The organism is Bradyrhizobium sp. TM102 (assembly GCF_009176685.1).
GTDB lineage: Bacteria > Pseudomonadota > Alphaproteobacteria > Rhizobiales > Xanthobacteraceae > Bradyrhizobium > Bradyrhizobium ottawaense.
Window position 1 is genome coordinate 5283715 of record NZ_AP021855.1, and the last position, 12168, is coordinate 5295882.

Below are 12168 nucleotides of genomic sequence, written 5' to 3' on the forward strand. Positions count from 1 at the left end.
AAGCTCAACGTTTCAGTTGCGCACCGACGGCGTCTCGACCGGCAACCCGATGCCGCGCCAGGCCACATAGAGCTCGAGCGCGAGGAACTCGTCCGAGAGCGGCTTGAACGGCTCGGCGCGTACGTCGAACATGCAGCCTTCGAACCGCTCATGCAGCGGCACCAGGCGCTGGTCGCGCAACCGATAGGTCGGAAAGCCGTTGGTCTGGCCCTGGCTCAGGAAGTCCGCGCGCATGAACTTGCCGTTGTTGCGCTCGTGGCAGGACTCGCAAGCGAGATCGAGCTGGCCGTAGCGCGTGTAATAGATCTGCTTGCCGCGATCGAACCAGGGCGACATCGGGCCGTCGGTCTTCACCGCGACCTTCATGCCGTGCGACTGGTAGCGCACGAACGCTGTCATGTCGGTCAGCTCACGGGATTTGAACTTCCAGGGCTCCGCCTTCATGTGCTCGCTGCGGCAGATGTTGATGCGCTGCTCGAGGTTGACCGGCTTCTTCAGCTTGTCGTCCCATTTCGGCATGGCGGCGCCGACGCCCTTCATGCTGGTCTCGGCTTCGCCGTGGCAGCTCATGCAGGACTTGCCCTCACCGCCCTCGACCTTCTTCCAGACATCCGCCGCGCGCTCCACGGCGAGGAAGCCCGGATTTTCGAGATCATCGTCCTGCAGCGCGCGGGTCTCCTTGCTGCGAAACTCGTAGCCGGAGATGATGGTCTTGAAGACGTGGCCGGGCGGCGCCGCGATGCCTTTGCGCTCGGCGTCCTCTGCGACCGCGAGCGTCGCAACCGACGCGGCGGCCACGACCAGAGCGGCCAACCCAACAAATCGTCGCGCCATTGCGTGCCTCCCTCAATGCGCGATGCGCATCATGCCTTGAGCGCAATCTTCTCTTCGGCCGTGATCACCGTGCCGTCGTCATCCGTCCAGGAGAACTTGAACGTGCCGGCTTCGTCGACCCGCGCGTCGAACTGGACGTAGGGATTGGCCGAGATCGCCGGTTCGAGCGCGCAGGAGAACACCGGCTTGCCGTTGAACTCGCAGGCGAACTTGTTGATGATCTTGCGCGGAATGGCCTTGCCCTGTGCGTCCTTGCGCTGGCCGGATTCCATGACATGCGAGACCAGGGTCTTGATCTGGATGACCTCGCCCTTGGCCGCTTCCTTGGGAAGCTTGATGCGCGGTTTGTCTGCCATTGTTCCTCTCCTGACGCCCTTAGCCGCCGCAGCCGCCGATAGTGACCTTGACGGTCTTCTGCTCCATGAACAGCGAACCGTCACTCATCTTCGCGACCGCAATCACGTTCTGCGTGGTCGCGAGCCGGATCCGGATCGAGGCTTCCGCCTTGCCCGACAGCGCTGTGAACGACAGCGTCGCCACGCCCGCATTGGGGTTGCCGTCCGCGATGATCAGAACGTCTTTCACATAGGCGTCCGCCGTCATCGGGCTCTCGATGTTGATCGACAGCGGCACGGTGTTGCCGTTCTCCGCGATCTCCGGCAGGTCGAGCGCGATCTTTCCCTTGGCAGGCTGCTTGCCGCCGGTGAACGTCTCGATCCATTTCGCCGCATCGCCCGTCACTTCGGCATCGGCTGCCATGGGCATCAGCGTCAGCATGACGAAGCCGCCCCCGAGCGCAAATGCCTGCCGTCGATTGATGGCTTTCATTCCTGATCCTCCTCGCTGTCAGTTCAGCGTCTTGAGAAAAGCGATGACGTCCTCGACCTGCGCGGCCGTCAAAATGGATTTGCCTACGAATTCCGGGCGCACCCGGCTGAGGCCGTCGTTCCTGAAGAACGCCGGCATGACGGTGTTGGTGAAGATGCGCTTGGGGTCGGCGACAATGAGGCGCAATTGCGCCTCGGTGTAGCGGCCGGCGACATCGTCCAGCGACGGACCGAACTCGCCGTGGAATTCCTCGGACTTCAGGCTGGTGACCTGATGGCAGGCCAGGCAATTGCCGAGCGTGCGGGTCAGAAACACCTTCTTGCCGGCGGCGGCATTTCCTGGCGCGCCGGTCAGGGATTTCGGCACGGAGTCGTTGACGATTTCGAGCCTGATCGGCTCCTTGTTCGGCTCTTGCGCCAAAGCGCTTCCGGCCGACAGACAAAGTGCAAACGCAGCAGCAAGCGAGCGCCGCATGTTCCCTACCCTCGGATCGCGGGGTGACCCCCGCTCTTGGTTACGACGGACTCACAATCCATCAAATTCATTTATTATGATATGTTCATATAAACGCTGACGTCAAGCGGAATTCGAAAGGCGCTCATGGTCAGCCGTTCGCGGCCAGAAACTCCCGGAACGAGCCGCGCTCGTAAGCGCGCTCCCGCACGAAACGAAACATCGCCAGGAAGTGCGGCGGCTTGAGATAGCCGGGTGCCCGCGCCACCTCGCGCGCCATCGCGTCCTTTGCTTCGAGGCCATCGGCGGATGGCGGAAAAAACTGAAAGGTCGGCGTGAACCGGATCCCGTATTTCTGGGCGAGCTCTTTCTCTGTCAATTCCTGGCGATCGAAGTCCGTCACCTTGCGCGAGCCGATCAGGTTGAGCTGCAACACCTCGAAATTGTCGCGGATGTAGCTCGCGATGCCGGCATCGGCGAAGTTCACCAGGTGCGTCTCGCGGCAATAGGGGCAGCCGCGCAGCTCCCACATGATGGCAAGGCGCTTGCCGCCGGCCGCAGCGCTATCCAGGTCCTCGCGCAGATCGAGGAAGCTCTGCAGGAACCAGGGCTCGTGATAGAGCCCGTCTTCTCCGACGGCGGGCTCGGCCGCCGCCGCGCCGCGGCCGGCCAAGGCCACGCCTGCTGCGAATGCGAGGACGCCGCGTCGCGTCGGCGTGCGAAGCGACGTCGGGGTTTCGTGTATCGGAAGATCTTGCGCGCTGCTCATTTTCATTATGATATTCGAATACACGAATGTGACAAGAAGATCCGATCTTGCGCTGCACCATCGTGCTGCTGGCATGGCTGGCCTCGAGCGCGCTCGCGCTCGGTGCGGAAGCCGATAGACTTGCGGATGTCGCATCGGCGATGGCGCCGATCATGGCCAATCTGCGCACCGCTGCGAGCTATGCGCGCACCGGAAATATCGCGCTGGCACAGATCGAGACCGACGAGGCGGTCGCCGGGTGGAAGCGGCTCGCTTCCCTGCCCGCTGACGGACCGTCCGAGTTGTCGAGATTTTTCGACGGAGGTCGCGAACGGCTGACGACGGCGGCGGCTGCACTGGACCGCGGAGACAATGTCGCCGCCGGCCGCGAGCTGCTTGCGCTCCGGCAGGCTTCTCACGCGCTCAGGCGTCGCGCAGGCCTCTACGATCTCGGCGATTGCATCTTCGAGATCGCGCCCGCCATGGAAACGCTGCGTGTCGCAGCCATCGGGTATGGCGAACGGCCGGCACCCGCAAACGCCGAGGAGACCGTTGCCACTGCAAGCGCGTTCCGCGATCGGCTTCAACGCTGTAACGAATGGGCAAACAGCGAGATCGCGGCCCAAGGTGAATTCCGCCGCCTGATCGACGGCGCAATCGCCAGCAGCGGCGAGATCGCTCATGCCGCGATGGCGGGCGACGGCCCCCTCGTGCATCGTTACCTCATCGAGTTGCAGTCCTTTGCCCAGTTGCTCGACTTCCGTTACGGCTAGCCTCAGCCGATGCTGGTCAATGCAGGGAAATACTCGAGCAGCCATTGCGAGACCGCGGGCATCAAGCCGGTCAGGAACATCAGACCCGTCGCGACCAGGAATACGCCCATCGTCTTCTCGATCAGGCCGAGATGCCGGCGCACACGACCGAGCGCGGCAATGAAGCGGCCGGTGAAGGCCGCCGCGATCAGGAAGGGAATGCCGGTCCCGACCGAATAGGCGAGCAGCAGCAGTGCGCCCCGCCCGGTCGTGTCCTCCGATCCAGCCATCAGCAGCACGGCGGCGAGGATGGGGCCGGCACAGGGCGTCCAGCCAAACGCAAAGGCCAGGCCCATGACGAAGGCCCCCGCCACGCCGGCCGGGCGGTTGTCGACCTGCACGGTCGCGCTGCGATAGAGCAGCGGAATCCTGAGCAGCCCCAGAAAATGCAAGCCCATGACGATGATCAGCCCGCCGGCGACGATGCCGAGCGTCGACAGATGCACGGAAATGAAGCGTCCCGCGATCGAGGCGGTCGAGCCGAGCGCGACGAACACCAGCGAAAAGCCCGCCACGAAGGCCAGCGCGGAGAGCAGGATCCGTGGCCGCAGATCCGGCCTGTCGCCGGATAGATCCGTGACCGAGACGCCGGCCATGTAGCACAGGAAAGGCGGCACCAGGGGCAGGATGCAGGGCGACAGGAACGACAACAGGCCCGCGACGAAGGCCGCACCAAGCGTGACGTCCAAGGTCATTTCCGCCCCATCCCTAGCACATATACGAATTTAATGATATAAGCCCCAGGGACGTTTGCAAGCAAGTCCGCCAAGCAAGTCCGCAAAGGGCCGGTTACGCAGCATGAACAGAATCGTCGTTTTGCTCGCCCTGGCCGTCGGGCTCGCGCTGCCCGCGATGGCCTCGCGCGCCGCCGAGCTCGTCATGCTCGAGCGCGCTGGCTGCGTCTGGTGCGCGCGCTTCAACGCCGAGATCGCCCCGATCTACGGCAAGACCGACGAAGGCCGGGCCGCACCGCTGCGACGGGTCGACCTGAACAGGCCCCTTCCCGCCGATCTCGCCGGAATCGATCCGGGTCCCTTCACGCCGACCTTCGTCGTGGTACAAGAGGGCCGTGAGATCGGGCGCATTCGCGGCTATCCCGGCGATGCCTTCTTCTTCGGCCTGTTGGACCGAATCCTGTCAAACACGGGATCGGAACCCGGGGGGTCGTGACCACCTTGCGGATTTTCTGAGAGGAACTTGACGCGATGCCGTTGCCAAAGCTGAAGGATATCGAGGGCTCCGCCGAACTCGAGCAGATGATCGAGAAGGCGCGCGAGGCCAGCGACATGCTCAAGGCGCTGTCGCACGAGTCCCGATTGCTGCTGCTCTGCATCCTCGCCGAGGGCGAGAAGTCCGTGACCGAGCTCGAGCAGTTCCTGGGCGAACGCCAATCGACCGTCTCCCAGCAGCTCGCGCGGTTGCGGCTCGATCGGCTGGTGACGACCCGCCGCGACGGCAAGACGATCTACTACAGTCTCGCCAGCGAGGACGTTCGCAAGATTCTCACCGCCGTTTACGACGTGTTCTGCGAGCCGGTACGCCGGCGCCGCCGGTAGTTCTCCGCGCTGGATTTTCGCGCCCCACCGGCGCAGACTACCCGCAAGGCAGAACCAAAAACGAAGCGGGAGGAATGCTGAGCCCTTCGACCATAGCGTTTGCATGCGGGCTTGCCGCCGGCGCCGTGCTCGGCGTTGCCGGCCGAGCGGGTCGTTTCTGTACGCTGGCGATGCTCGAGGACGCATTCTTCGGATCGGATTTTCGTCGGCTGAAATCCTTCGCGCTGGCCGCGGCAGTCGCCCTGCTCGCGACCCAGGCGCTCGCCGCGTTCGGCATTGTCGATCTGTCGCGGTCAATCTACCTCACGGCGTCGATCGGTCTTGGCGGTGCGATCATCGGCGGTCTGATGTTCGGCGTCGGCATGGCGCTGGTCGGCACCTGTGGCTTCGGCACGCTGGTGCGCGTCGGTGGCGGCGATCTAAGGGCCATCGTGGTCTTTCTCGTGCTCGGCCTGTCGGCGCTCGCGACCATGCGTGGCATCACCGGCATGCTGCGGCTGATGCTGATCGAGCCGTTGTCGGTGAGGCTGCCCGAGGGAAGCACCCAGACCTTGACGTCGCTGCTCGGCGCAGGCAGCGCGATGCGCGCGATCCTCGTCGTGGCGATTTCCGCCGCGCTGGCCTTCTGGGCCCTTGCGGATGGCAGGCTGATCCGGTCGCCGCGGCTGCTGGCGTCCGGTCTTACCGTCGGTGCAGCAATCGCGTTCGGCTGGTTTGCCACCGGATGGCTTGCCGACGACGAGTTCGATCCCGCGCGGGTCTCCTCGCTCAGCTTCGTGGCGCCGCTTGGTGATGCCATCCTTTACGTCGCCACCTTCTCCGGCGCGCGGCTCAATTTCGGCATCGGCTCGGTTGCCGGCGTCGTCGCAGGCTCGTTTGCCGCCGCGATGCTCGCGCGCGGCTTCCGCTGGGAAGCGTGCGACGACGCTCGCGAGTTGAAGCGTCACATGATCGGCGCGCTGCTGATGGGCATCGGCGGCATCATGTCGATGGGCTGCACCATCGGTCAGGGCCTGAGCGCGCTGTCGACGCTCGCGGTTTCGGCCCCCGTCACGATGTCGGCCATCGCCTGCGGCGCGCGCCTTGGGCTCGAGTTCACGATGACCGGCGAGTGGCTGCCGGCGGTGCGCAGACTGTTCGGGGTCTCGACCTAAATCGAAAAACGCGGATCGGCGTCAAATCGCCGTCGAACTGCCGGCCTCGTATCCTCCTGCAACCCGGTTGCCCCTTCAAGCATGACGGCAGACACACCTTCGCATTCTCGCGGCGCAATTCGCCCGAGCTTTGCTTCGTCTCGCGACCCTCATAGCCAAGAGGGCGCAGGGAAGGCCGGGTGCTGGCTCGCACCCGCGGTCCGCTGCGCGAAAAGCGCACGCAGTAAGAACCGCACAGCAGCATACAGGTGGTGCCGATCACTCGGCCTTCCCTGCGCGATGGTCGGACGGCTTATGCCGTGATCTCCCGGGAGCCGAACTTTCCTTCTGGCCTCCCTCGCCCCACGAATTGGATGATGCAGTCTGCCCGGTTGGGCTCGCTCGCACCTTCGCAAGGACTTGACCGTGGCAACGACGGCCAGGACCACACGGTTTTGCCGTACGCGCGGCCCGCCATTTCGCCGCAGTTTTTCCAGCCCTGTCGACGAAGCCGGAAACTTACAGACGAGACGAAGCCTGACAGCGCCGTCGTCCGCACGAAGCCTCGGGCTCACAGGGACTACCCGCCCTGCCCGCACCTCTCGTGCCGACGCTGCCGCGTCCACCGCAAGCCCGGCTCGCGATGCGTGACGACACATGATCGCCCCTCTTGGGTGAGCCGGGATGGGCAAACACATACGCCGAAACCGAATTTCGGTAAAGTGGAATATTTTTGCACGCGTGGATTGACAGAGCGCGACACAGGCACGGTTCGGTCGGATCGGCTCATCCACGTCTCCCAGTCAACCTCGCTTCGACCGCTTATCGACGAAGCGCAAGAGCCTCGTTTGCGCCCTCAGTCGTGAGCGCCCGACATTTCGTCGTGCTTCAAGTGCCGCCTGCGGATATTGCGGGTGACGATCCAGACCACGGCCACGGCAACCGGCACGAAGATCGCGGTTGCCAGCGAAGGCTCGACATGCAGACCACCGTCGTGGGCGCCCTTGGCGAGGTAGCCGAACAGGCTGACGACGTAATAGCCAATGGCCGCCACCGACAAGCCTTCGACCGTGCTCTGCAGCCTCAATTGCAACCGGGTGCGCTCATCCATCGAGCGCAGCAGATCGCGATTCTGCTCCTCGAGCTCGACATCGACGCGTGTGCGCAACAGATCAGCCGCGCGCGCGAGCTTGATCGACAGATCGGCCTGCCGGTCCTCCATCGTCGCGCAGGTGCGCATCGCAGGTGCCATGCGGCGGGCGAGGAAGGAGGACCAGGTCGGATAGCCCGCGATCTCGCCGCCTTCGATCACGGCGAGGCGGGCCTGCACGATGTCGTTGTAGGCGCGGCTGGCGCCGAACCGAAACGAGCTGCCGGCAGCTCCCCTTTCGAGCGAAGCCGCCAATGCCGTCAGTTCCGTCAGGAGATGATTGTTGAGCTTGAGATCCTCGGCGCCCTGCATCTCCTCGAGCACTTCGACGAGCCGTCGGCCGATATGGTCGACAGAGGGCGCAAGCTCGAGCGCGGCGGGCAGACCGAGCAGCGCCAGCGTGCGATAGGTCTCGATCTCCAGCACACGCTGCACGAGGGCACCGAGCCGGCCGGGCGAGAGGCCGTCGTTGCAAACGAGGATGCGGACGAAGCCCTGATCATCGGTGCGAAAGTCGGATGCAACGACGGCGGGACCGCTGCGGACCGCGGCGATGGCGAGACTGCCTCTCTCGAACAGCTGCTGCGCACGCTCCAGCGCCGCCGAAATCTGCTCGACCTCGAGCTTGACGGCGACCAGCAATTGGCCCGATTGCCGCAGAGACCGGATCAACGCGGCCGGCTCTTCACCGATCTCGCCGAACCGGCGCGCGGGCGTCTGCGGGCTGCTCACGATCCAGGTGAAGGTGCTGAACTCCGAGTGTTGCTCCCAGCGCAGCTGGGTGTCACCGATCGTCACCTGGTGATGCTTGGTTCCGGCGTCCGGCGGCGCCTGCCCGTGCGACATACAAAATGCCACGAAGCTCTGCCGGTCCGCTGCAGCGACCTCGCCTTGGCCGAGAAAGGCAAAGCGCAGCACCGTGACCGGCGCCGTCAACCGGGTGAATGGGCGCGCATGCACCTCGGCCAGCACCGCACCGCGCTGCGGATGCAGTTCGAAGTCGGCGAGATCGAGGTCACGGTTCATCGACGGTCCCCTGGTGCGCTGTCAGGCCGCGATGTGCCGCCAACCTGGCCGTTCACTACCACAACACACCTCGCCTGCAACGCATCGCGCGTTGCGAGGCCATTTTTTCGCCGCGGAGACTTTCGCCGCCCACGACCTGACCAGACCTAGAACGTCCCGGCGATGGTAAGACGGAACGTCAACGGCTCCACGGGGTGCAGCACGTAGTCCATCACGCCGTTCTGACAGACTGAAGTTGGCGCAGTGCCCGATGCGCAGAGGTTGTAGAGCGTATCGGTCTTGAGCAGCGAGCCATAGGCATAACTGATCTGGTTCGCCCTCGTGTTGAGGAGGTTCAACACGTCGAGCTGAAGGCGCCAGCCATTGTCGATACGATAGCCGAGGCGGCCGTTGAAAATGCTGGTCGCAGAGGAACGGAACGCGTTGTCCTCCGTCAGTGGGCTCGACGCCAGATACCGCCAGCGCAAGGTCCCGAACCAGCCGGTCCTCTCGCCCAGCGTGACGCCGGCTGAAGCCACCATCGCGGGCGAGTTCGGAATGTAGTTGCCGGGCGCATTGCCGATCTGCGCCTTGGGATAGCCGGCGAGCGAGGCATAGACGTCCGCCTGCTCGCTGTCATAACCGCGGAAGCGTGCATGGGTCATTGCGAGATCGGCGTCGATGTCGATCCAGGATCTGGGCCGGTAGTGGTTGGTCCATTCAAAGCCGTAGCGGCGGCTGGCGCGGGTCGCCGACGTATCCCCGGCATCGCCGGAGAACAGGATCTCGGAATCCTGATCCAGGATGAAGAGGCTGAGCGAAGTGTCGAGGCCGGGAACGATCCTGCTGCGCACGCCGACCTCTGCACCCTTGGTGCGCACCAGGAGCGGCGATGGCGTCAGCCTCGTCGCGGGGTCGCTAGGATCCTCCGTCGTGGTCGCGCCGCGGGCGTCGTTGGAGTGCATGCCGTAGCCGGCGCCGAAGAAGAATTCGGTCTGGTTGAACGGACCGAGCACCATCCTGAATTTCGGGCTGCCGAGCGCTGCGTCGGTACGGCCGGAATTGTTGGCATTGAACCGCGACGTGACGTCGGCGGCATAATAGTCGCCGCGCCAGCCCACCGTCGTCCTGAGCCAGTCAGTCCAGCGCACCGTGTTTTCGGCATAGACGCCGACGCTGCCCTCGCCGACCTTGTCGCTGCGAACGCTGGCAAGGAAGCCTCGCTGGAAGGTGTTGGTGAGCGCGAGATCAATCGCATCATAGCGCGACTCCAGGCCAAAGGTGGTCTGCATCGGCAAGCCCGCCAACGCGCCGTTCAGCGTGCGCGAGATGTTGGCGCCCGCCATCAGGCGATCGTCGTGCTGGTGGAACTGGTCGCCGAGCACGGGATCGCTGAGGTAGTAGGTGAAATTATTGAAGAGGTCGAGCTGGCTCTTCACGACATAAGCGTTGGCTTTCCAGGAGCCGAGATCGTCGCTCTGCGCGATGCGGCCCGAGAGCGCGAAGCGGTTGGTGTTGCCGCCGTCGCTTGGATCTTCCGCGCCGAAGCGATCGAGAAAGCCGGATGCGATCGCGCGCTGCGGGACCTGGTCCGTCGAATTCCATTTGTTGGCGTAAGCCATGCCGGTGACGGAGACGCCGTCGGTCGCGGTGCCCTGGCTGTAGCGCGCGAGGCCGTTGAGCTTTCGCACATTGTCCGGATTGGCCCATGGGCCGTTGTAGGTCCCGATCTCCCCGGCCACGAGCAAGGAGCCGTCACCGACCTTCGCGGAGTCCATGCCGAGCAGACGGCGATAGCCGAAGCTGCCGGCGGTCACCTGCGCTATCCCTCTGGTGCGGTCGATCAGATCGATATGGACGCTGCCGACTGATGCGAAATCGCCTTCGTCGGCGAAGTACGGACCCTTGCGCACGTCCACTGCTGCGATAGCCTCCGGAATCAGCCAGTTGAGATCGGCATAGCCCTGGCCGTGCGCGTGGGTGCGCATGTTCACGGGGACGCCGTCAACGGTGATGGCAAGGTCGGTACCGTGGTCGAGATTATAGCCGCGCAGGAAATACTGGTTGGCTTTGCCCTCGCCCGAATGCTGCGTCACGATGAGACCCGGCACGGCTTCGAGCGCTTCGCCCGGCCGCGCGAAAGGGCGTGCATTGATCTCCTCGCCCGAGACGGAGATCTCGCTGGCCATGCCAAGCTGACCCTTTGCACCCGAGGCGACGCTGCGCATATCCGACGCTTGCGCCGCTGCCGGATACACGGGGATGCGGTGATCCGCTGGGGACGGCTTGCCGGCCCGGCGCGATGCGACCGGCTTCTTGCGCTCCGCCGCCTCGCCGCCGCCGATCTGGATTGGCGGCAGCTCGCGTGAGGTGCTCTCGCTCTGCGCGAAAGCGCGGCCGTCATCCGCGAGCAGAACCAGGGCCGAGAGTGCCGTCAGCGCGCCGCCGCCACGACAGGCCTCACGCAACTTCGGTCGCATCGGCGCATGCCAGAGCTTTCGTCGCGGCCCGGTTCCGGCCGTCCGCAAAGACGCGGCGATAGAGCACGACCGAGACGAGCCAGGCGACCGCGAACAGCGCGATCACGGCAAAGCCGACATTGGCGAGCGACTCGTTGAGGCCGTCGACCAGCGTCCACATCCCTCCGGACAGATCGAGCCGGTCGGCGATCAGCCCGAGCGCCTCGATACCGCCGATGAACAGCGCGACCGCCACCGAGGCACCGGTGATCGTGAGGTTATACCAGAGCTTTCGCAAGGGATCGACGAAGGCCCATCGATAGGCGCTCACCATCAGAGCGGAATCGGCGGTGTCGACCAGCGCCATGCCCGACGCGAACAGTGCAGGGAAGACCAGCACGTCCGCAACCGACGCGCCGCGCGCGGCTTCGGTTGCGGAGATGCTGAGCAGGCCGATCTCGGTCGCCGTGTCGAAGCCGAGCCCGAACAGGAAGCCGAGTGGGTACATGTGCCAGGGTTTTGTGACCAGGCGGAACAGCGGTTCGAGCAGTCGCGCGAGGAAGCCGCGATTGGCGAGCAGCCTCTCGAGCCCTTCGGCGTCGTGGACGCCCTGCTCCCGGGCAGCGCGAAACGTCCGCCACAGGCCGACGAAGATGACGAGATTGATGACCGCGATCACCAGCAGGAACAGGGCCGACACCGACGTGCCGATGAGGCCGCCGATCTCCTTGAGCAGGCTGTCGCCGCCCAGGCTCACCACGCCGAGCGCAAGCAATATGGTAGCCACCACGACGACGGTGGAATGGCCGAGCGCAAAATAGAGGCCGACGCTGCGTGGCGCACCACCCGTCTGCATCAGCTTGCGCACGACGTTGTCGATGGCGGCGATGTGGTCGGCATCGACAGCGTGGCGCAGGCCGAACACCCAGGCCAGCAGCGCGGTCGCCAGCACCGTCGGCCGGTCGCCGAACAGCGCGAAGGCCCAGGCCCATGCGGCGATGTTGGCGGCGATCAGCCCTCCGAACAGCACCACCGTTCCGGGCTCGACCGCCCGCAAAGTCCGCCTCACCGCTCGCTCCATCCACCTGATCCCGCAGTATGACGTTTATCAAGAACCCTCATACTGGCAAGAGCAAGAGCCGCGCCACTTTTCGGCCCGGCGGCCGAAAGGGCCCTCGAGATGGAAGTCA

General features: G+C 64.7%; 13 protein-coding genes. 4 read left to right on the forward strand and 9 right to left on the reverse strand.

Translation table 11 applies throughout. From position 1 onward, the window contains the following. Nucleotides 1-12: 12 nt before the first annotated feature. The 5 genes from soxA to GDN70_RS25335 all read right to left on the reverse strand — a co-directional run bounded on the left by soxA (nucleotide 13) and on the right by GDN70_RS25335 (nucleotide 2884). Nucleotides 13-834 (reverse strand): sulfur oxidation c-type cytochrome SoxA, encoded by an 822-nt coding sequence (gene soxA / locus GDN70_RS25315; protein ID WP_028143564.1) that lies wholly within the window; start codon nucleotides 832-834, stop codon nucleotides 13-15. 29 nt (nucleotides 835-863) lie between these two features. After that, the gene (soxZ, locus tag GDN70_RS25320) at nucleotides 864-1190 is read right to left on the reverse strand and encodes a thiosulfate oxidation carrier complex protein SoxZ (protein WP_018316049.1); all 327 of its coding nucleotides are present in this window, start codon (nucleotides 1188-1190) and stop codon (nucleotides 864-866) included. 19 nt (nucleotides 1191-1209) lie between these two features. Then, nucleotides 1210-1662: a thiosulfate oxidation carrier protein SoxY gene (soxY, locus tag GDN70_RS25325; protein WP_028143563.1), complete on the reverse strand. Its 453-nt coding sequence runs from the start codon at nucleotides 1660-1662 to the stop codon at nucleotides 1210-1212. Between the two features lie 18 nt (nucleotides 1663-1680). Beyond that, nucleotides 1681-2136, reverse strand: coding sequence for a sulfur oxidation c-type cytochrome SoxX (gene soxX / locus GDN70_RS25330; RefSeq protein WP_038948994.1), 456 nt, complete (start codon nucleotides 2134-2136; stop codon nucleotides 1681-1683). A 130-nt stretch (nucleotides 2137-2266) separates the two neighbouring features. Next, on the reverse strand, nucleotides 2267-2884 hold the full coding sequence (locus GDN70_RS25335) for a thioredoxin family protein (protein ID WP_095426604.1): 618 nt from the start codon (nucleotides 2882-2884) through the stop codon (nucleotides 2267-2269). A 47-nt stretch (nucleotides 2885-2931) separates the two neighbouring features. Here GDN70_RS25335 and GDN70_RS25340 point away from each other — a divergent pair, with 47 nt between their 5' ends. Beyond that, nucleotides 2932-3636 (forward strand): hypothetical protein, encoded by a 705-nt coding sequence (locus GDN70_RS25340; protein WP_173015863.1) that lies wholly within the window; start codon nucleotides 2932-2934, stop codon nucleotides 3634-3636. Between the two features lie 2 nt (nucleotides 3637-3638). Here the strand turns inward: GDN70_RS25340 and GDN70_RS25345 are convergent, their stop codons facing one another. Beyond that, a complete protein-coding gene (locus GDN70_RS25345; protein ID WP_038948997.1) occupies nucleotides 3639-4370 on the reverse strand; it encodes a cytochrome c biogenesis CcdA family protein in 732 nt (243 codons plus the stop codon). Between the two features lie 103 nt (nucleotides 4371-4473). On the opposite strand from GDN70_RS25345, the gene GDN70_RS25350 reads away from it, so the two are divergent. From GDN70_RS25350 to GDN70_RS25360, 3 genes are all read left to right on the forward strand, one after another. Beyond that, on the forward strand, nucleotides 4474-4845 hold the full coding sequence (locus tag GDN70_RS25350; protein WP_095426546.1) for a thioredoxin: 372 nt from the start codon (nucleotides 4474-4476) through the stop codon (nucleotides 4843-4845). Between the two features lie 35 nt (nucleotides 4846-4880). After that, the gene (locus tag GDN70_RS25355) at nucleotides 4881-5231 is read left to right on the forward strand and encodes a metalloregulator ArsR/SmtB family transcription factor (RefSeq protein WP_018316042.1); all 351 of its coding nucleotides are present in this window, start codon (nucleotides 4881-4883) and stop codon (nucleotides 5229-5231) included. Nucleotides 5232-5305: 74 nt separating this feature from the next. Beyond that, nucleotides 5306-6385, forward strand: coding sequence for a YeeE/YedE family protein (locus GDN70_RS25360; protein ID WP_152103174.1), 1080 nt, complete (start codon nucleotides 5306-5308; stop codon nucleotides 6383-6385). A gap of 835 nt (nucleotides 6386-7220) precedes the next feature. Here the strand turns inward: GDN70_RS25360 and GDN70_RS25370 are convergent. The 3 genes from GDN70_RS25370 to GDN70_RS25380 all read right to left on the reverse strand — a co-directional run bounded on the left by GDN70_RS25370 (nucleotide 7221) and on the right by GDN70_RS25380 (nucleotide 12059). Then, entirely contained in the window at nucleotides 7221-8540 is a 1320-nt protein-coding gene (locus GDN70_RS25370) for a DUF3422 domain-containing protein (protein WP_097668686.1), read from the reverse strand. 146 nt (nucleotides 8541-8686) lie between these two features. Next, complete coding sequence (locus GDN70_RS25375) at nucleotides 8687-10999, reverse strand: TonB-dependent receptor (RefSeq protein ID WP_152103175.1); 2313 nt, start codon at nucleotides 10997-10999, stop codon at nucleotides 8687-8689. Then, nucleotides 10980-12059 (reverse strand): HoxN/HupN/NixA family nickel/cobalt transporter, encoded by a 1080-nt coding sequence (locus tag GDN70_RS25380; RefSeq protein ID WP_152103176.1) that lies wholly within the window; start codon nucleotides 12057-12059, stop codon nucleotides 10980-10982. Before GDN70_RS25380 ends, GDN70_RS25375 begins: the two co-directional genes overlap by 20 nt. Nucleotides 12060-12168 lie beyond the last annotated feature (109 nt).